The organism is Sphaerimonospora mesophila (assembly GCF_001417795.1).
In the GTDB taxonomy this organism is placed as follows: Bacteria; Actinomycetota; Actinomycetes; order Streptosporangiales; family Streptosporangiaceae; genus Sphaerimonospora; species Sphaerimonospora mesophila.
Genome location: NZ_BCBX01000046.1, coordinates 12902 through 32354 on the forward strand (window position 1 = coordinate 12902; position 19453 = coordinate 32354).

The 19453-nt window shown below is 71.0% G+C and carries 15 protein-coding genes; 10 read left to right on the forward strand and 5 right to left on the reverse strand.

All coding sequences use genetic code 11. The features are described from left to right. Positions 1–101 precede the first annotated feature (101 nt). On the forward strand, positions 102–692 hold the full coding sequence (locus AP234_RS26760; RefSeq protein ID WP_055482514.1) for a TetR/AcrR family transcriptional regulator: 591 nt from the start codon (positions 102–104) through the stop codon (positions 690–692). Here the strand turns inward: AP234_RS26760 and AP234_RS26765 are convergent. Further along, positions 681–2999 (reverse strand): ATP-binding cassette domain-containing protein, encoded by a 2319-nt coding sequence (locus AP234_RS26765; protein ID WP_055482515.1) that lies wholly within the window; start codon positions 2997–2999, stop codon positions 681–683. The two genes, AP234_RS26760 and AP234_RS26765, sit on opposite strands and share 12 nt — an antisense overlap. 322 nt (positions 3000–3321) lie before the next feature. Between AP234_RS26765 and AP234_RS26770 the strand changes: the two genes are divergently transcribed. The 3 genes from AP234_RS26770 (at position 3322) to AP234_RS26780 (ending at position 6449) form a co-directional block, all read left to right on the forward strand. Further along, positions 3322–3741, forward strand: a complete 420-nt coding sequence (locus AP234_RS26770) for a YciI family protein (RefSeq protein ID WP_055482516.1) — start codon at positions 3322–3324, stop codon at positions 3739–3741. Continuing rightward, positions 3738–5045: a DUF6596 domain-containing protein gene (locus tag AP234_RS26775; protein ID WP_200926739.1), complete on the forward strand. Its 1308-nt coding sequence runs from the start codon at positions 3738–3740 to the stop codon at positions 5043–5045. The genes AP234_RS26770 and AP234_RS26775 overlap by 4 nt, the downstream gene beginning before the upstream one ends. Before the next feature lie 108 nt (positions 5046–5153). Continuing rightward, positions 5154–6449 (forward strand): MFS transporter, encoded by a 1296-nt coding sequence (locus AP234_RS26780; RefSeq protein ID WP_055482518.1) that lies wholly within the window; start codon positions 5154–5156, stop codon positions 6447–6449. 16 nt (positions 6450–6465) lie between these two features. Here AP234_RS26780 and AP234_RS26785 read toward each other — a convergent pair whose 3' ends face one another. Both AP234_RS26785 and AP234_RS26790 read right to left on the reverse strand, forming a co-directional pair. Continuing rightward, positions 6466–8169 carry a hypothetical protein gene (locus AP234_RS26785; RefSeq protein WP_055482519.1) on the reverse strand — a complete coding sequence of 568 codons (1704 nt, stop codon included), beginning with the start codon at positions 8167–8169 and terminating at the stop codon, positions 6466–6468. 41 nt (positions 8170–8210) lie between these two features. Further along, on the reverse strand, positions 8211–9416 hold the full coding sequence (locus AP234_RS26790; protein ID WP_235558398.1) for a UDP-N-acetylglucosamine--N-acetylmuramyl-(pentapeptide) pyrophosphoryl-undecaprenol N-acetylglucosamine transferase: 1206 nt from the start codon (positions 9414–9416) through the stop codon (positions 8211–8213). Positions 9417–9704: 288 nt separating this feature from the next. Here AP234_RS26790 and AP234_RS26795 point away from each other — a divergent pair, with 288 nt between their 5' ends. Beyond that, positions 9705–11939 carry an MMPL family transporter gene (locus AP234_RS26795; protein ID WP_055482520.1) on the forward strand — a complete coding sequence of 745 codons (2235 nt, stop codon included), beginning with the start codon at positions 9705–9707 and terminating at the stop codon, positions 11937–11939. Positions 11940–12030: 91 nt separating this feature from the next. Continuing rightward, a complete protein-coding gene (locus tag AP234_RS26800; RefSeq protein ID WP_152990641.1) occupies positions 12031–12705 on the forward strand; it encodes a hypothetical protein in 675 nt (224 codons plus the stop codon). Positions 12706–12840: 135 nt separating this feature from the next. Here the strand turns inward: AP234_RS26800 and AP234_RS26805 are convergent, their stop codons facing one another. Then, the gene (locus tag AP234_RS26805; RefSeq protein WP_055482522.1) at positions 12841–13785 is read right to left on the reverse strand and encodes a methionyl-tRNA formyltransferase; all 945 of its coding nucleotides are present in this window, start codon (positions 13783–13785) and stop codon (positions 12841–12843) included. A gap of 116 nt (positions 13786–13901) precedes the next feature. Here AP234_RS26805 and AP234_RS26810 point away from each other — a divergent pair, with 116 nt between their 5' ends. Continuing rightward, entirely contained in the window at positions 13902–15212 is a 1311-nt protein-coding gene (locus tag AP234_RS26810) for a lysine N(6)-hydroxylase/L-ornithine N(5)-oxygenase family protein (protein ID WP_055482523.1), read from the forward strand. 39 nt (positions 15213–15251) lie between these two features. On the opposite strand, the gene AP234_RS26815 is transcribed toward AP234_RS26810, so the two are convergent. Continuing rightward, positions 15252–16337 (reverse strand): alpha/beta hydrolase-fold protein, encoded by a 1086-nt coding sequence (locus tag AP234_RS26815; RefSeq protein WP_152990642.1) that lies wholly within the window; start codon positions 16335–16337, stop codon positions 15252–15254. A 97-nt stretch (positions 16338–16434) separates the two neighbouring features. Here AP234_RS26815 and AP234_RS26820 point away from each other — a divergent pair, with 97 nt between their 5' ends. From AP234_RS26820 to AP234_RS26830, 3 genes are read left to right on the forward strand one after another with little or no spacing between them, the layout of a single operon-like run. Continuing rightward, positions 16435–17487, forward strand: coding sequence for a FecCD family ABC transporter permease (locus tag AP234_RS26820; RefSeq protein WP_055482613.1), 1053 nt, complete (start codon positions 16435–16437; stop codon positions 17485–17487). After that, positions 17484–18551, forward strand: coding sequence for an iron chelate uptake ABC transporter family permease subunit (locus tag AP234_RS26825; protein ID WP_055482525.1), 1068 nt, complete (start codon positions 17484–17486; stop codon positions 18549–18551). The genes AP234_RS26820 and AP234_RS26825 overlap by 4 nt, the downstream gene beginning before the upstream one ends. 32 nt (positions 18552–18583) lie before the next feature. Next, positions 18584–19441 carry an ABC transporter ATP-binding protein gene (locus tag AP234_RS26830; protein ID WP_055482526.1) on the forward strand — a complete coding sequence of 286 codons (858 nt, stop codon included), beginning with the start codon at positions 18584–18586 and terminating at the stop codon, positions 19439–19441. Positions 19442–19453 lie beyond the last annotated feature (12 nt).

Sequence of the window (19453 nt, forward strand, 5' to 3'; positions counted from 1 at the left end):
CCGGTCCCTGCTCTGGCATCATGAGCAAACGGAACCTTGTCCCGTTTGACGATACGGGACATTGTCCCGTTTAGCAATCCCGGTAACGGAGGGAACGGCGCGTGAACGACAGCGACCGAGGCGCAGGGCGTGCGATCCCGCGCAAGCGGGCCGACGCCCGGCGCAACGAGAGGGCGCTGCTCGACGCCGCCGCAGCGGTCTTCGTGACCTCGGGCGTCGAGGCGCCGATACGCGACATCGCCGCGGAGGCCGGCGTCGGGACGGCCACGATCTACCGCCACTTCCCCACGCGCGCGGACCTCATCATCGCCGTCTACCGACACCAGATCGAGGCACTCGCCGACGCCGGTCCGGCCCTGCTGGCGGCCGGTCCGACTCCGCACGCCGCGCTGGGGCGATGGATCGACCTCTTCGTCGACTTCCTGGTCACCAAGCACGGTCTAGCGGCCGTGCTGCAGTCCGACAACGCCGCCTTCGAAGCGCTGCACGCCTATTTCCTCGACCGGCTCGTGCCCGTGTGCGCCCGACTACTCGAGGCCGCGGCCGCCGCCGGCGAGATCCGCACCGGCATGAGTGCCTACGAACTCATGCGCGGCGTCGGAAACCTCTGCATCGGCGTGGAGAACGACCCCCGGTACGACGCGCGTCGACTGGTCGAACTCCTCATCGCCGGACTGCGCCTACCCCGCTAGCGTCGCGCCGACGTACGCGGCGAGGTGCTCGCCGGTGAGGGTGGAACGGGCGGCGACGAGGTCGGCGGGCGCGCCTTCGAAGACGATCCGGCCGCCGTCGTGGCCGGCACCGGGGCCGAGGTCGATGATCCAGTCGGCGTGCGCCATGACGGCCTGGTGGTGCTCGATGACGATGACCGACTTGCCGGAGTCGACGAGGCGGTCGAGCAGGCCGAGCAGCTGCTCGACGTCGGCGAGGTGCAGGCCGGTGGTCGGCTCGTCCAGGACGTAGATGCCGCCGTTGGCGGCCATGTGGGTGGCCAGCTTGAGCCGCTGCCGCTCCCCGCCCGACAGTGTGGTGAGCGGCTGGCCGAGGCTGAGGTAGCCGAGCCCGACGTCGGCGAGCCGCTTGAGGATGGCGTGCGCGGCCGGCGTGCGGGCCTCACCCGCGCCGAAGAACTCCTCGGCCTCGGCCACCGGCATCGCGAGCACCTCGCTGATGTCACGGCCGCCGAGGAGGTGGTCGAGCACCGATGCCTGGAACCGCTTCCCCTCGCACTCTTCGCAGGTGGTGGCGACACCGGCCATCATGGCCAGGTCGGTGTAGACGACGCCGGCGCCGTTGCAGTTGGGGCAGGCGCCCGCTGAGTTGGCGCTGAACAGCGCCGGCTTCACGCCGTTGGCCTTCGCGAACGCCTTGCGGATCGGGTCGAGCAGCCCGGTGTAGGTCGCCGGGTTGCTCCGGCGCGAGCCGCGGATCGCGCCCTGGTCGATCGAGACCACACCGGCGCCGGCGGGGATCGAACCGTGGATCAGCGAGCTCTTGCCCGAGCCGGCGACGCCGGTGACGACGACGAGCACGCCGAGCGGGATGTCGACGTCGACGTCGCGTAGGTTGTTCGCGCTCGCGCCGCGGATCTCCAGCGTGCCGGTGGGCTTCCGTACCGACGGCTTCAGTGCGGCCCGGTCGTCGAGATGGCGGCCGGTGACGGTGCCGCTGGCCCGCAGCCCCTCGACGGTGCCCTCGAAACAGACGGCGCCGCCCGCCGTGCCGGCGCCCGGTCCGAGATCGACGATGTGGTCGGCGATCGCGATCATCTCCGGCTTGTGCTCCACGACGAGCACCGTGTTGCCCTTGTCCCGCAGCCGCAGCAGCAGGTTGTTCATCCGCTGGATGTCATGGGGGTGCAGGCCCGAGGTGGGCTCGTCGAAGACGTAGGTGACGTCGGTGAGCGAGGAGCCGAGGTGACGGACCATCTTGGTGCGCTGCGCCTCGCCGCCCGACAGTGTGCCCGACGGCCGGTCGAGCGAGAGATAGCCCAGCCCGATCTCCACGAACGAGTCGAGAGTCCGCTGCAGTGTCGCGAGCAGCGGCGCCACGGACGGCGCGTCGAGGCCGCGGACCCATTCGGCCAGGTCGCTGATCTGCATCGCGCACGCGTCGGCGATGTTGATCCCGTTGATCCGCGAGGCGCGGGCGGCCTCGTTGAGCCGGCTGCCGCCGCACTCCGGGCAGGTGGTGAAGATGACCGCCCGGTCCACGAACGCCCTGACGTGCGGCTGCAGCGCCTCCCGGTCCTTCGACAGGAACGACTTCTGAATCCGCGGGATCAGACCCTCGTACGTCACGTTGATGTTGTCGACCTTGATCCTGGTCGCTTCCTTGTGGAGCAGGTCGTACAGCTCTGTCTCGGTGTAGTCGCGGAGCGGCTTGTCGGGGTCGAGGAAACCGGAGCCCATGAAGATGCGGCCGTACCAGCCGTCCATGCTGTAGCCGGGGATGGTGAGCGCGCCCTCGGCGAGCGATTTGTTCTCGTCGTAGAGCTGGGTCAGATCGAAGTCGGTCACGTTGCCCATGCCCTCGCAGCGCGGGCAGGCGCCGGCGGGCACGTTGAAGCTGTAGTGGAACGACGGGCCGGCGCTCGGCTCGCCCAGTCGGCTGAAGACGATACGCAGCATCGCGTTGGCGTCGGTGGCGGTGCCGACGGTGGAGCGGGAGTTGGCGCCCATCCGCTCCTGGTCGACGATGATCGCCGTCGTCAGCCCTTCCAGCACGTCGACCTCCGGACGGGCCAGCGTCGGCATGAATCCCTGCACGAAGGCGCTGTAGGTCTCGTTGATCAGCCGCTGCGACTCCGCGGCGATCGTGCCGAACACCAGCGAGCTCTTGCCGGAGCCGGAGACGCCGGTGAACACCGTCAGCCGGCGTTTCGGGATCTCGACGCTGACGTCCTTGAGGTTGTTCTCACGCGCGCCCTGCACGCGGATCAGGTCGTGGCTGTCGGCGGCGTGCGGCGCATGCGGCCGCGGGTCGGTGGGCATGCTCATCGTCTTTCCATCCGTTCTTCGGGGTCTTCGGCGTCGTCTGGGTCGATCTAACCAGCTTTTTGTAGTACATACGTTCGTGTAGCGCGCCTGATTTTCTTGGGGGGCGGCACGATCACGGCACGATCCGCGGCACGATGGCGGTGACGGCCGCCGGCGTGGCCCGAGCCGGCCCGGTCCGGCCGGTCGGCGCGGCACGCGCGGGCGGAAGGCGTGGGTACGGAAAAAGTCGACCGTTTCCGTCTGCCGTGTCGATCCGCGGCCGTCCCGTTCGACCTTGGAGTGAGACGGTCGAAAGGCGACCGCGGATGCGAGGATATCGAAGATGGCGAAGTACATGCTGATCATGCGGGGTACGGACGAGTCCGTCGCGAAGATGATGGCGACGCCCTTCGAGCAGATGCTCGAGGTGGTGGGCCGCTTCAACGAGGAGCTGATCCGGGCCGGCGTGCTCGTCGCGGCCGAAGGCCTGGACGACCCGGCCCAGGGCGTGGTGGTCGACTTCAGCGGCGAGACACCGGTGGTCACCGACGGTCCGTACGGCGAGACGAAGGAGCTGTTCGGCGGCTTCTACCTGATCGACGTCGCGTCGAAGGAGGAGGCGGTCGAGTGGGCCAAGCGCATCCCCGCGATCCCCGGCAGCAAGTGTGAGATCCGCCGGGTCCCGGGCATCGACGAGTTCCCGCAGGACAACGAGTGGGTCATCATGGAGCGGGCGTGGCGCGAGCGGACCGGCCAGCTGTGACGTCCGCGGCCACCGGCGGCCCGCCGAGCGCCGAGTCGGCGCGGCGGGCCGTCGAGGCCGTCTGGCGGATCGAGTCCGCCCGGGTCGTCGCCGCGCTGGCCCGTTACACCGGAGACTTCGAACTCGCCGAGGACGTCGCGCAGGAGGCGGTGGCCGAGGCGCTCGTCACCTGGTCGCGAGAGGGCGCGCCGGCCAACCCGGTGGGCTGGCTGCTCGCGACGGCGCGGCGGCGTGCCATCGACGGCTTCCGCCGCCGCTCGGCGCTGGAGGAGCGGTACGCCATGCTCGCCGGTCGGCTTGCCGAGGGTGAGGCGAGCTCGGGCTCGACGGACCCGCCGAACGGGCCGGACGACCTGCCGTGGGATCCCGACCGGATCGACGACGATGTCCTGGCGCTGATGTTCGTGGCCTGCCATCCGGTGCTCTCGCCCGAGGCCCGGGTGGCCCTGACGCTGCGCGTGGTCGGCGGCCTGTCGAGCGAGGAGATCGCCCGGGCGTTCCTCGTGCCCGTGCCGACGGTCCAGGCCCGGATCACCCGGGCGAAGAAGACCATCGCCGCAGCGGGAGTGCCGTTCGAGCTGCCGCCGTCGCAGGAACGGCGAGAACGGCTCGGCGGGGTCCTGAGCGTGCTGTACGTGATCTTCACGGAGGGTTCGACCGCGACGACCGGCGACCGCCTGCTGCGCCCGGATCTGGCGTACGAGGCGATCCGGCTGGCCCGGGTGCTGGCCGCGCTGCTGCCCGACGAGCCGGAGGTGTACGGGCTGCTCGCCCTGTTCGAGCTCACGGCCGCGCGTTTTCCCGCGCGCACCGGGCCCGACGGCGAGGCGGTGCTGCTGGAGGATCAGGACCGGCGGCTGTGGGACCGGTCGGCGATCCGCCGCGGTCTGGCCGCGCTCGGCCGGGCGACGGCCATCGGCCGGGGGCTCGGGCCGTACGGACTGCAGGCGGCGATCGCGGCCTGTCACGCGTCGGCGTCCTCGGTGGGGGAGACCGACTGGGAGCGTGTCGTGCTCCTGTACGAGGCGCTCGGCCGGGTCGCTCCCTCACCGGTCGTCGAGCTCAACCGCGCCGTCGCCGTCGCGATGGCGGACGGACCTCGGCGGGCGCTGTCGATCGTGGACGAGCTGGTCGCCGCCGATCGCCTGCCGGGGTCGTACCTGCTCCCGAGCGTGCGCGGCGAGCTGCTCGCCCGGCTCGGCCGGACCGCCGAGGCACGGGCCGAGCTGGAGCTCGCCGCCCGGCTGTGCCGCAACGTCCGCGAACGGTCGGTGCTGCTGCGCAAGGCGGCCGCGCTGGCGTGACATCCGTACGCCGCTGACGTCCCATATATCAGGTGCGCCGGACAGGTGCGCCCTGGGAGGCTGGTCGACCGGCCTGTCGCGACCCGGATATCCGAATGAGAGCAACGGATGAGTGACGTCAGACCCGTCCCCGAGACGGCCGCCGTCCGGTGGCGTGCGCTGCGCCCGCTGCGCCACCGCGACTATCGGCTGCTCATCGGCGCCACCGCGCTGTCGATGTTCGCCACCGGCACGTGGACGATCGTCATGGTCTTCCAGGTCATCGCCATCGACGACAACCCGACCGCGCTGTCGGCGGTCGCCTCGTGCTTCAGCGGCGGCCTGTTCGCCTTCGCGCTGGTGGGCGGCGTCGTGGCCGACCGTGTCTCCAAACGCATGGTGATCATCCTGGTCCAGGGGGTGAACCTCCTCGCCGTGACCGCGGTGTGCGCCCTGGCGTTCATGGACGTGATCCGGCTGTGGCACCTGGCCGTCGCCTCCGCGCTGCTCGGCGCGGGGGCCGCGTTCTTCTATCCCGCCTACAGCGCCTACCTGCCGAGCATCCTGCCCGCCGACGACCTGCTGGCCGCGAACGGCATGGAGGGCGCGCTGCGGCCGACCCTGCAGCAGGCGATCGGACCCGCGCTCGGCGGGATGGTCGTCGGCGCGTGGATCCCCGCCGCCGGAGCGGCCGTCACGGCCGTGCTCCACGGGAGCGCGTTCGTTCTCGTCCTCCTCCTGCGCCCGCAGGCCGGGGCGCGGGCCAACGCCGCGGCGGGCGGGAAACGGCCGGGCATGCTGCGCGACCTGCGTGAGGGCTTCGTCTTCACGCTGCGCACCCCGTGGCTGCTGTGGACCCTGCTGTTCGCCTGCCTCATGCTGCTGGTGACCATGGGACCGATCGAGGTGCTGCTGCCGTTCATCACCCGGGACCGGTTCGCCGACGGAGAGCGGACGTTCGGCCTGCTCCTCACGGCGTTCGGAGCCGGGGGAGCGGTCGGCTCCCTGGCGATCTCGTCACGGCCGCTGCCGCGGCGCTACCTCACCGTCATGGTCATCGGCTGGGGCGCGGGCACCCTCCCGCTGGCCGTGATCGGCCACATCGCCTCGTTCTGGGTCATGGCCGCGTCCCTCTTCGTCATCGGGTTCACCGGAGGCATGGGCATGGTCATCTGGGGGACCCTCCTGCAGCGGCGGGTTCCGCCGACCATGATCGGGCGGGTGGCGAGCCTTGACTTCTTCGTCTCCATCGCGCTCATGCCGCTGTCCGTCGCGGTGGCGGGACCGCTCTCGACGGTGGTGCCGACGCCCGTCATCTTCACCGCGGCGGGTGTCATCCCGCTTCTCCTCGCGATGACCGCGGTTCTCGCCGGGCGGATGACGAGTGACGAGATCGCCAATCCGCTCGACGTGCCGGCCGGCTGATCACCGGGGATATATCTCAGGACGGACATGAGCTGTTCCCCGTGTTCCCCGTGCTCCCTGTGTTCCCCGTGTTCTCCGTGTTCCCCGGCGAGAACCGGAAGGCCGTACGCGCGGGCGCGCCCACCAGGTTGTCCCAGAACCGGCCGGGGGTCAGCGGGTCCCTCGTGGCGGCGAGCAGGTCCCGGAACCGGCCGGTGGCCAGCTCGCCCCTGATCCGCTCCACCTCGGCCTGGAACCGCCCGTCCGACAGCCCGGTGCCCGGGGCCATGTAGTCGGCGACGATGTACTCGACGGGCAGCGGCTTCTCATGCCCGACCCGCTGCCCGCACGCGATCGCCATGTGACCACCGACGGCGTTGGCCAGCCCGAGCCGGTCGATCACGAGGACGTCCAGCGGGAACGACGCTCCCAGGGTGCCCAGCATGTTGCCCGCGACCGCCAGGCGGGCGGGCTGATCGGCGCGGAGCGGCATCGGCCCCACCCCCGTGCCCGGCACATGCAGGCCGGTGGCGTTCTCCCGGCTCAGCGGGTCGGCTCGGCCGCGCAGGTAGGACTCGGCGTTCACCGGATGCGGGTCCCCGGTCCACCGGACGTAGAAGCCGTGCTCGTCCGCGATGCCGTCCGGCCCGATCTCCTGTGGGTACGGCACCCTGAGCGCCACGGCGCAGGCCACGGCCCACAGCGTCACGGTGGCGCAGGCGAGCGCGGTCATCGTGCGCGGCGGCAGGACCATGGCGGGGAGCAGGACGAGCAGCAGCACCGGCAGCATCATCCGGCCGTGCATGAAGTCGCCGCCGACCCGCAGGACGTACAGCAGCATCAGCGCCCCGGCCGTGAGCGGGGCCGCGGTCACGACGAGATCCCGGCGGGTGCGGCAGACCCACAGCGACAGCGGCACGACCACCAGCAGGGGGCCGATCAACTGGTAGGTCAGCAGGGTGTCGCCGGCGTAGAGCAGACCACGCGCCCACCGGCTCTCCCCGGCCTCCTTGGCGAGGGCGGTGTTGGGCACGAGGAGCCCGTAGTAGCCCATCCGGAAGATCTGGCAGGCCACCGGCAGGGCCAGGGAGACCGCCGACCAGCGGGCGGCGGCGCGCCAGCCCGGCCGCAGCAGTACGAGCAGCGCGGCGAAGAAGACCGGGTGGACCAGGGCCAGCTCGGGCCGGACGAGAGGCGCAAGACCGAGGACGAGCACCAGCGGGAGCACCGGTCCGCCCGAAGCCGCCCGGACCAGCAGCCACCAGGACGAACCTATCCACAGGAACACCAGCCCGGTCTCCAGCCCGGAGGTCGCGAACTCCCAGAACGGCGGCAGCGCGAGGACGATAAGCACCCCGGCGGGCAGGAGCACCCGGTGCGAGCCGTCGTACCGGAGCATGGCGCCGCGCATGGCGAACACCACGGCGCCGACCGTGCACACCAGGCCGAGCAGCACCGCGACGTAGGCGACGTCCCCCGGGCTCACCCAGGAGACCAGCGCGACCAGATAGGTCCACGCCATGCTGGTGTTGGCCTCGACGCGCTCGCCGACGTTGAAGACCGGCCCGTTGCCCGCGAGCAGTTGCCGTACGGTGCGCACCGCGATCAGGCCGTCGTCGCTGATCCAGCGGTTCTGCCAGCCGGCGAAGGCCATCACGGCAGCGGCGGCCACCGTGATCACGTGGTTCCACGTCTCAGCGGGCCACCGCGGTCGCTCGGCGACGGCCTCCACGGCGCTCATCCCGCGATGCCCATATCGCTGCTCCCGTGTGCCGCAGCCCCCTACGCCGTACGGCTCCGCCGGCCGTGTGCGGCGGACAGGACGACGTCGACGAGCCGATCCGCCGCGTCGGGCCTGCCGTACGCCCTGGCCTGCCCCGCCATGGCGGCGCGGCGGTGCGGGTCGGCGAGCAGCGGGGCCACGGCCTGCCGCAGGTCGTCGGCCGCCACCTCGCCCAGCAGGGCGACCGCAGCGCCGGCCTCGTGCAGGTGACGGGCGTTGTAGGCCTGCTCCCCACCCGCCGAGGTGGCGAGCGGAACGAGCACCGCCGCCTTGCCCAGCGCGGTCAGCTCGGCGATCGTCCCCGCGCCGCTCCGCGAGATCACCACATCGGCCAGCGCGAGGACGTCGGGCAGCTCCGGGCCGACGAAGCCGGTGAGGAGATAGCGGGCCGCGAGCTCGGCGGGCAGCCGACCGGCCTGGCGGCGCAGGTCCTCCAGGTTCGCCGCCCCGCATTGGTGGATGACGTTCGCGTGCGAGAGCAGCCACGGCAGGATGCCGTACACCAGGCTGTTGATCTGCTGCGACCCCTGGGCGCCGCCGGTGACGTAGACCGTGGGCAGGGTGCGTTCGAAGCCGTACAGGCCGAGCGCCTCCACCGCACGTTCGGGCCGCCCCGACAGCGCCTCCGGCCGTACGGGATTGCCCGTGACGACGGCGGTCGTACGCGCCGACCTCGGCAGGAGCGGCAGCGTGGACTCCGACGACACGGCGAAGCGCGTCGCGACCCGGGCGAGCATCCGGTTGGCCAGACCGAGACGGACCGTCTGCTCGTGGACCACAAGGGGGCGGCGGCACACCCAGGCCGCCAGGCCCAGGGGTACGGCGACATAGCCGCCCGTGGCCAGCACCACATCGGGGCGGAAACCGGAGACGACCGAGCGGGCCTGGAAGACGCCGAGCAGTGCGCGGCCCATGTCCTTGATGTTCGAGACGATCTCCAGCGGGTTGCGGGAGCGGCGTACCTTGCCGGTGGCGACCGTGGCGAACTCGATGCCCTCGGCCGCCGCGACGCGCGCCTCCAGCCCCTCGGCCGTGCCGACCCACAACACCTCCACCGCCGTGCCGGTGGCCGCGAGCCTGCGCTGCAGGGTGCGCACGGCCGTCAGGGCGGGATAGGTGTGGCCGCCCGTCCCGCCTCCGGTGACGATCAGGCGGAAGGGCCGCTTCGGATCCGGCACGAGATGGTCGGCGGCGTCACCGGTCACGAGGAGACTTCCAATCTTGGCCGCGCGGGAACTCGGCCCACGCCGGAGGACAGCGGAACATCGCGGACGATAGCAGGCAGACCGGTACGCAGCGATCTTCCCGGGCCGGCTGCTCGGAAAGGCGGTCGCGCCGGCCGGGGTGTTCGCACTGGTCGTAGGACCGGCGGCGCCGGCGCATCGCCCCGGGGGACGGTCGGCTCGTCGCCGGAACCTCTATCATCACGCAGAGCATTTGATCGCCTACCAAAAGTGAGAGTCGGGCTCTAGGCTCACAGCAGAGGAACGGACATGCCCATGCGCCTCGGCGCCGCACGCTCGCCCCGGTCGCAGGACGACGGGTCGCGTGACGACGGGTCGGCCTCGCCGTACCCCTCCGATGGCCGGGTGCGGCCGGGCACGTGCGGCCGCCTCGGCGCGGCCCTGCTCCGGCGCGGCCGCGTGGTCGTCGCGGCATGGCTCCTCCTGGCCGTGGCATCCGCCGCGCTGCTGCCCGGGCTGACGCAGCGTCTGAGCCCACCGCCGCTCGAGGTGCCGGGCTCCAGATCGGCCGTGGCGGCACGCCTGATCTCCCAGGGGTTTCCGCAGTTCGGCAGCGAGCAGATGGTCCTCGCCTTCGACTCCGCCACGCTGACGGCCACGGAACCGGCCTACCAGCGGGCGCTGGCCGAGACGGTCGGATCACTGGTCGACCTGCCGGGCATCGGCGGGATGTTGCCGTTGCCCACGGGTGAGGACCAGGACCCGCATCACGCGTACGTGCTCTTCGGCGTCACGGGGGACGAGGCGGCCCGCCAGCGACGGCTGCCGGCCCAGGCGGCGGCCGCCCGGCAGGCCGTGGACGAGGCGTCCGGAGGAAAGGTCACCGTGACGATCGTCGGGGCGAGCGCGGTGTTCGCCGAGCTGGTCCGGGGCGACCTCGACGACCTGCAGCGGATGAAGGTCGTCACCGTTCCCCTGGTGGTCCTGCTGCTCGTCCTCGGACTGGGAGCCGTGGGATCCGCAGTCGTACCGCTGCTCGTGGCGGGAGCGGCGATCCTGGTGACCGCGGGGGTGCTCTCCCTGCTCGGCATGATCGCTCAGGTCGACTCGACGCAGCTGACCGTCGCCCTCACCGTCTGCCTGGGAATCGGGCTGGACTACGCGTTGCTCATCCTGCTGCGCTACCGCCAGGCCCGCCGTGACGAGTGCCTGCCGCCCGTGACGGCGGCCGTCCGGGCGGCGGACACGGCGGGCGGCACCGTCTCGTGGTGCGCCGTGGCCATCGTGCTCACCGCCGGCGCCCTCTTCACCGTCCCCGTGCCGGGGATCAGGAACATCGCCCTGGCGGTGATCGTGGCCGCCCTCGTCACGGCGGCGGCCGCGTCGAGCCTGACACCGGTGCTTCTGCCGCTGCTCGATCCGTGGCTGGAGTGGAGATCGCTTCCCTGGCGGCGCCTGCGCCGTACCACCGGACGTCCGGCCTGGCTGCGTCCGGCCGGGCACCTGATGAACCACCCGGTCCGCTACGCGCTCGCCGTGACGGCGCTGCTGCTGGCGGCCGCCCTTCCGGTGCTGAGCCTGCGCCTCGGGCTGCACTACGACCGCCCTTCGCTGGCGGGCACCGCCACCGGTCACGGCCTGGTCCAGATGGAAGCCGACCGGATGGCAGGCATCACCGGGCTGGTCCTGCCCCATCCGAAAGGAAGCGGCCCGGTGAACGTCGACGCACTGATGGACGCCCTGGAGGCCGATCCGCGGGTGGGACCGGTCGCCGTCGTGGACAACGGCCGGGACCTGACGGTGGTGCTGGTCACCGAGCGCAACCCTCCTGACAGTGCGGCCTCGGCCGCGCTGCTCCGGCACATCTATGAGGTGGCGCCGCGCCTGTCGCCCCCCGGCCGGCAGATGGTCGTGGCCGGCCCCACCGCCCTGCTGGCCGACCTCGGCGAGCAGATGCTGGCCGGTCTGGGCCTGGCGATCGCCCTGGTGCTGCTGTTCTCGTTCCTCCTGCTGCTGGTCACCTTCCGCAGCCTGCTGATCGCGGTGAAGGCCGTCTGCATGAACATGCTGTCCGTCACCGCCACCTTCGGCCTGCTCGCCCTGTGCTTCCAGCACGCGAGCCCGACCCGCGACGTGAACCTCCTGGTGCCGCTGCTGACCTTCACCGTCGTCTTCGGCCTGTCCCTGGACTACGAGGTCTTCCTGGTCCATCGTGTCGCCGAGCACTACCGGCGTACGGGCGACAACACCGCCGCGGTGCTCCACGGGCTGCGGCACACGGCCCGTCCGATCACCCTGGCCGCCGCCGTGATGACCGTCGCCTTCGCCAGCCTGTTGATCACGCACCGCAGCGATCTCCAGCAGACGGGGTTCGCCGTCGCCGTGGCCGTCGCCGTGGACGCCACTCTCATCCGCATGATCCTCGTCCCCGCGCTCATGCGGCTGCTCGGTCACCGCAACTGGTGGCTGCCCCGGCCGCTGGCACGGCTGCTCCCGCCCGCCGGCTCGGCCACCCCGCCGACGGCCGCTTCCTCGGGATCTTGACCATCCCGTGCGTGTCCCGCCGTCGAACGCCGCACCGGTGTTACTTGCTGTGATAAATAAATCACTCAGAGTAATCTACCTGGGAGGCACGATGAGAATTGCTCCGGTTGGCCCGCGACGTGCGGCCCGTGGCCTCGGCGTCACCGCGGCGGCCGTGCTCGGCCTGGCGCTGGTGGCGGCGCCGTCGGTCGCACAGCCGGTCGCACAGCCGGTCGCACAGTCGGTCGCGCAGGGAGCGTCCGAAAGCGGTGTCGGGGACATCGCGGCGATCTCGCGCCCCGCACAGCCCGCCGCGACCCCGCACACCGTCCTCACCTGCTCGGCCAAGACGGTCAAGCCGATCACCTTCGACCCGCCGCTCACCCAGCGGGCCCAGTCGGTGACCACCCGCGGCGCGATCTCACTGCTCAACTGCACCTCCCCCGACAACAGCCATCCCCGACCCCGCTCGGGGCAGCTCACCTTCGAGGGCAGCGGCCTGGCGACGTGCACCGGCGTGAAGAACGCCACCGGCAGCGGCACGATCACCTGGAAGGACGCCCAGGGCACCAAGCTGGGGACCTCCACCGTGCGCCCCAATCTCAACGCGATCGACTCCTACAACCCCGGCAACGCCCTGCTGTTCGGTGAGATCACCGCCGGGATGCTGAAGGGGACGCGCACATCCGGCAGGGCCATACCCACCACCGACATCAGCAAGTGCTCCACCACGGGCCTGACCGGCGTCGAGGGCGCGGGCACCATGGACTTCATCACGGTGAGCTGAGCCGGACCCCGGGACCGGGATCGACGACCTCCGGTCAGGGGACCCGGGAGCGGGCCGGTGGCCGCGCCTCGTCAGCAGGCGCGCCCGGCCCGCTCTCGCGTTCAAGGGAGCCGGCATCGAACGGGCGGACGGCCCTCACGGATGACGGGACAGATACCCGCCCATGGTCGTGAACACCTCGTCCGCCGGCAGGTCGGTGCCGTCCTGGGTGCGTACCCGTTCGATCACCAGGCCGTGACTGCGGCCGCGGCGCGCCTCGGCGCCGGCCACGATGACGACGCCGTCGCCTTCGCGGATGAACACCCGGCCAGGGGTGCCGCCGTAGACGCCCGTGGAGACCGAGGCCTTCAGGACGCGGAGGCGTTCGCCCCTGTAGTAGGTGAAAGCGTTGGGGTAGGGGTCGGACTGGGCGCGTACCAGCCGCTCGATGTCCTCGGCCGGCCAGGTCCAGTCGATGTTGCCGTCCTCGAGCGAACGCTTGTGGAAGAAGCTGGCCTTGGAGCGGTCCTGCGGCGTCCAGTCGGTGCGGCCGGAGGCGATGAGGTCGAGGGCCTCGGCGACGATGGGGGCGATGAGGTCGACGGTGCGGTGGAACAGGTCGGTGGCGGTGTCGTGCGGGCCGACCGGGACGGCCCGCTGCACCACGATGTCCCCGGCGTCGAGGTCGGCGTCCATCATGTGGGCGGTGACGCCGACCTCCTTCTCGCCGTTGATGAGGGCCCAGATGAGCGGGGAGAAGCCGGCGTAGGCCGGCAGCAGCGAGTCGTGCACGTTGAGGGTGCCGTACCGGGGGAGGGTGAAGATCTCCGGCGGTATCCACGTGCGCCAGTTGTTGGCGACGATGAGGTCGGGTTCGACTTTCTTGAGGGTGAGCAGGAGTTCGTCGTCGGGGCGGTTGCGAAGCAGGACGGGGACGTCGTGCGCCTCGGCCAGCTCCGCCACCGAGTCGTTCCAGATCTTCTCGTAGGCGTGGTCGCTTCGGGGATGGGTGACCGCTAAGGCCACGTCGTGCCCGGAATCCAGCAGAGCCTGAAGGGTGCGATGCCCCCAGGTCTGATAGCCGAACATCACGACCCGCATCGGCGCTCTCCTTGTGAGGGGATGGGATAAAGGTTATGATCGCGCAGTTAGGTGAGCCTAACCTAAATCGAACCCTGGTTCCACCCGTTCAGGACCGCTCCCTCGAAAGGCCTTCAATGCCCACTGTCGAGCAGCCTGTCCACGATCTCGTCGGCATCGGTTTCGGACCCTCCAACCTCGCCCTGGCCATCGCGCTGCGCGAGCGCGAGGCGCGCACCGGCGAGCGGATCGACGCGGTGTTCCTGGAAAAGCAGCCATCCTTCGGATGGCACCGCGGCATGCTCCTCGAAGGCACGACGATGCAGGTCTCCTTTCTCAAGGACCTGGTCACCATGCGCAATCCCGCCAGCGAATTCAGCTTCCTGTGCTACCTCAAGGCGCGCGGTCGAATGCTGGATTTCATCAACCACAAAACGATGTTCCCCTCCCGCATGGAGTTCCACGACTACCTGGAGTGGGCCGCGACCCACTTCGCCGACCAGGTCGAGTACGGCTCCGAGGTCGTGGCGGTCACCCCCGTCACCGTCGACGGAACGATGGAGTGCCTCGATGTGGTGATACGCCGGGGCGAGGGCGAGCTGAGCACCCGTCGCACCCGCAACCTGGTCGTCGCCGTCGGCCTGGATCCGGTCTTACCCGACGGGGTGGTCAGCGACGAACGCGTCTGGCACAGCGAAGAACTCCTGGACAGACTCCCCTCGGTCACGGAGCCCCGCCGGTTCGTGGTCGTCGGCGCGGGCCAGAGCGCCGCCGAGGTGACCGATCACCTGCACAGCAGGTTCCCCCGGGCCGAGGTGTACGCGGTGTTCTCCAAGTACGGCTACACCGTCGCCGACGACAGCTCCTTCGCCAACCGCATCTTCGACTCCGCCGCGGTCGACCACTACTTCCAGGCGCCGGAGACGGTCAAGGAACGCCTGCGTGCCTATCACGCCTCCACCAACTACTCCGTGGTCGACCTCGACCTCATCGACGAGCTGTACCGCAGGCACTACCAGGAGAAGGTGCAGGGCAGGGAGCGACTGCGCATCCTCAACGCCTCCAGGCTCGCCGAGGTCGCGCGGGGCGCCGAGGGCCTGCGCGTCACCGTAGAGTTCCTGCCCACCGGGGAACGGACCGTCCTGGAGGCCGATGTGCTCGTCTACGCCACCGGCTACCGGCCCGGCGACCCGCTGACCCTGCTGGGCGACACCGGCGAGCACTGTGAGCGGCTGCCCTCGGGCGCCCTGCGCATCGAGCGCGACTACCGGATCGCCACCTCGGCGCACCTGCGCTGCGGCATCTACGTGCAGGGGGCGACCGAGCACACCCACGGCCTGACCTCGACCCTGCTGTCCAACACCGCCGTTCGGGCCGGCGAGATCGTCGATGCGCTGGCCGGGCGGCTGCGCGACAGCGGCCGCGGCACCTACGCGTTCTCGCGCTGACCCTCGATGGACGACCTGCGACCGACCTGATGGCCGAGGTCACGACCGGGCGAGCACCCAGGCGACATCCCTGATCAGGGCGTGCCGCCAGCCCGCCCGGTCGTGGGCCGAGGCCGACCGTGAGATCCGTACGGTCGCACCGGCCTGTTCTGTGAGGGTCTCGACCAACTCGCAGTGCGGCAGCATCCGCGCCTCGTGTTCCCCCACGTCGAACGCGACCCGCAGACCGGACAGGTCGGGGCGCTCACGCAGGCGCGCGGCGATGGCGCCGCCGACCGGACCGGCCATGGGGTCGGCCAGGTTCGCGGCGTCGGGCGTCCACCAGAAGGACGCCGACTGGCAGGCGACGCCGGACACCAGATCAGGGAACTCCAGCGCCGCGTACATCGCGCTCAGCCCGCCGAGGCTCTGCCCGGCGACGACCAGCCGGTCATGGTCGGCGGGTACGCCGCTCTCGGCCACCAGCGGCAGCAGTTCTTCTCGGATCGCCTCCCACAGTTCGGGCCTGCAGCCGAACTCGACGTCCCTGGCCCTCGCGGGCAGGAAGACGAGCGTGACGGCGGGCATCTCGCCATGGGCGACGGCCGAGTCGAACGCGGTCATGGCCGGGTGCAGGTACAGCCAGTCGTCCCCGTCGAGCAGCAGCACGATCGGGCCGCCGCCGCCCGCCGGATGGACGCGCACGGTGCGTCGCCCGCCGAGCCGTTCGCCGGTCCAGCGGAGCCGGACGCGCGGGACGGGCAGCACGTCGGCCGGGCCGATGACGGGCCAGTGCGGTTGAGCGGGGGCGTCCGGGGTCGCGGCGATGGACCGGTCGCCGCCGGCGCCGACCGGGTTGAACGGGTCGGCGTACGCCGCTGCGCCCGTGATGACCTGGTAGGTCACCCGCAGCCGCGCCGGCATGATCACCTTGGCGTACCAGCAGTCCGTGTCGCCCCATCGGCGCAGGGGCACCGGCTCGGACCAGCTCTCGAAGCCGATGCTCGCCGGGGATCCGCGCCACAGGAACAGGGTCGCCCAGCCGCCGCCGGCTACGGGCACCGACGCGGGCGTCCGCGCCGCCGCCCAGAACTCGTCGGTGCCGGGTTCACCGGGAAGCCCGAATTCAGCGAAGGTGCTCTCCACGCCAGCCCCACTTCCTCGGCCTGTCACTGAGGATAGCTTTACCTAAGTCCCGGGGGGTGTGTTCCCGCGGTGGATCAACGGGATAACGTTCGTCGGCATGGGCACGACTGTGAAGACACGTCCCACGTCCGGCACGCCGGCCCGCGTGCGGCGGCTCGCCGGTCTGGCCACGCTCGTGGGGGTCCTCATGGTCGCGGGTGTCGCGTCGGTGGCCGTCGGCGCGCGCGCGTTGAGCCCCGCCGAGGTGTGGCACGGTCTGTTCGCCGAGCCGGGCCCCGACCAGCGGCTCACCGAGATCACGCTCATCGTGCAGACCGTACGGGTGCCCCGGACCGTGCTCGCGATCGTGGCGGGCGTCGCCCTGGGGGTCGGCGGGGCGCTGGTCCAGGGGTACACACGCAACCCGATCGCGGACACGGGGCTGCTCGGGGTCAACTCCGGCGCCTCGTTCGCCGTGGTGTCGGTGATCCTGCTGTTCGGCCTGGCCAATCCGTACCAGTACATCTGGTTCGCCTTCCTCGGCGCGGCGGCCGCCGGGGTCGTCGTGTTCGGGCTGTCGAGCATCGGCCGGGGCGCGGGCAACCCGTTGACGCTCGTGCTGGCCGGGCAGGGGGTCACGGTGTTCCTCGCGGCGATGACCACGGCGGTCGCGCTGTCGGACCAGGCGTCGCTGAACGCGCTGCGGTTCTGGAACGCGGGCTCGGTGGCCGGGGTCGGGTTCGACGTCATCTGGCCGGTGACCGCGTTCGTCGTTGCCGGATTGGCGCTGGCGCTGACCACGCTGCCCGCCATCAACCTGCTCAACCTGGGCGACGACGTGGCGCGAGGACTCGGGGTGAACATCGCGCTGAGCCGGACCGTCGGCATCGTCGCCATCACGCTGCTGGCGGGTGCGGCGACGGCGGCGTGCGGCCCGATCGCGTTTCTCGGGCTCATGGTGGCGCACATCGCCCGCTATCTCACCGGGCCGGACTATCGCCGGCTGGTGCCGTACGCGGGTCTGCTCGGCGCCGCCATCATGTTGATCTGCGACATCGTGGGGCGCGTGGTGACACGGCCGGGTGAGCTGCCGACGGGAATCGTCGTCGCCCTCCTCGGCGCCCCGTTCTTCGCGGCGCTGGTGTGGCGCGGAAAGTTCAAGAAGGCATGAGTGAGACAGCGGCGAAGCGTACGGCGGCACCGGGCGTACGGCTCGGCTTCGCGTCGTTCGTGTGGCGGCCCTGGATGGTGTCGGTGACGCTGCTGCTCGCGGCGGCGACCTTTCTGGTGTTCTGCCTGTCCATCGGTGTCGGGGACTTCCCCATCGGCCTGCCCCAGGTGGTCGCCACGATCTTCGGCCGGGGCGAGCGGGTCGACGAGTTCGTGATCATGGATCTGCGGATGCCGCGTGCCCTGGCCGGGCTCATCGTGGGGATCGCGCTGGGGGTGTCGGGGGCGATCACGCAGTCGATCGCGCGCAACCCGCTGGCCAGCCCGGACATCCTGGGGATCACCGGGGGAGCGAGCGCGATGGCGGTGTTCCTGGTGACGGTGTCGGGCGGGGTCGCCGCGGCGATCGTCGGCTCCGTCGGCCTGTCGGCAGCGGCGCTTGCGGGCGGCCTCGGCACGGGCCTGCTCGTGTACTTCCTGGCGTGGCGGCGCGGGATCGAGGGCCTGCGGCTGATCCTCATCGGCGTGTCGGTGAGCGCCGTGATGGAGGCGATCACGGTCTGGCTGCTGGTCACGGCCGACATCCGGGACGTGGCCCGGTCCCAGGCGTGGCTGATCGGCTCGCTGGACAACCGATCGTGGGGCGAGGTCTGGACGGCACTGTGGTGCACGCTCGCCCTCATGGCCATCGTGGCGTACGCCGCCTTCCACCTCGGGCCGATGCACTTCGGCGACGAGGTCGCGGCGGGTCTGGGCGTTCCGTACGCGCGGGTGCGGGCCGTACTGCTGCTGTGCGCGGTGCTGCTGGCCGGGGTGGCGGTGAGCGCGGCCGGCCCGGTCCCGTTCGTCGCGCTGGTGGCGCCGCAGGTGGCGCTGCGGTTGACGCGTTGTCCGGCGCCGCCGCTGGTGGCCTCCGGGCTGGTGGGCGCGCTGCTGTTGATCGGCGCCGACCTGGTCGCGCGTACGGCGCTGCCGATCTCTCTCCCCGTCGGCGTGGTCACCGCCGCGATCGGCGGCCCCTTCCTCGTCTACCTGCTGGTGCGGGCGAACTTGAAAAAATCCTAGGAAGGCTAGCCTAAGCTAAGTAAAGTGGACCTATGGCCGTTCAAGACATCGCCAAGGTCGAGCCCGAGTTGAAGGACGTCTCGCGCCTGGCGGCCAGGGGCGTCACCGTGGGATACGGCGGCCGGGCCGTCATAGACGACCTCGACGTGGTGATCCCGCCCGGGGTGATCACGACGATCATCGGCCCGAACGGCTGTGGCAAGTCCACCCTGCTGCGGACCCTGTCGCGGCTGCTCAAGCCGACGAAGGGGACGGTCGTGCTGGACGGTGAGGACATCGTCAAGCTCAAGACCAAGACCGTGGCGAAGAAGCTCGGCCTGCTCCCGCAGGCGCCGGTCGCGCCCGAGGGGTTGACGGTGGCCGACCTCGTCGCGCGGGGCCGGCATCCGCACCAGACCTGGCTGCAGCAGTGGTCATCGGACGACGCCGCCGTCGTCGAGCGTGCGCTGGCCATGACCGGGGTGTCCGATCTGGCCGACCGCCCGGTCGACGCGCTGTCCGGCGGCCAGCGCCAGCGCGTCTGGATCTCGATGACCCTGGCCCAGGGGACCGACCTGCTGCTGCTGGACGAGCCGACCACCTACCTGGACCTGGCGCACGCGATCGACGTGATCGACCTGGTGGACGACCTGCACGAGTCGGGCTGCACCGTGGTCATGGTGCTGCACGACCTCAACCTGGCCACGCGCTACAGCGACAACCTGATCGTGATGAGGGCGGGGTCGATCCTGGCGCAGGGGCATCCACGCGACGTGATCACCGCCGAGCTGCTGCATGAGGCGTTCGGGCTGCGCGCGAGAGTGATCGACGACCCGGTGAGCGGCCGGCCGCTCATCGTGCCGATCGGACGCACCCATTCCGAGAATTCAGATCAGCAAAACTTAGGTTAGCCTAGCCTAATC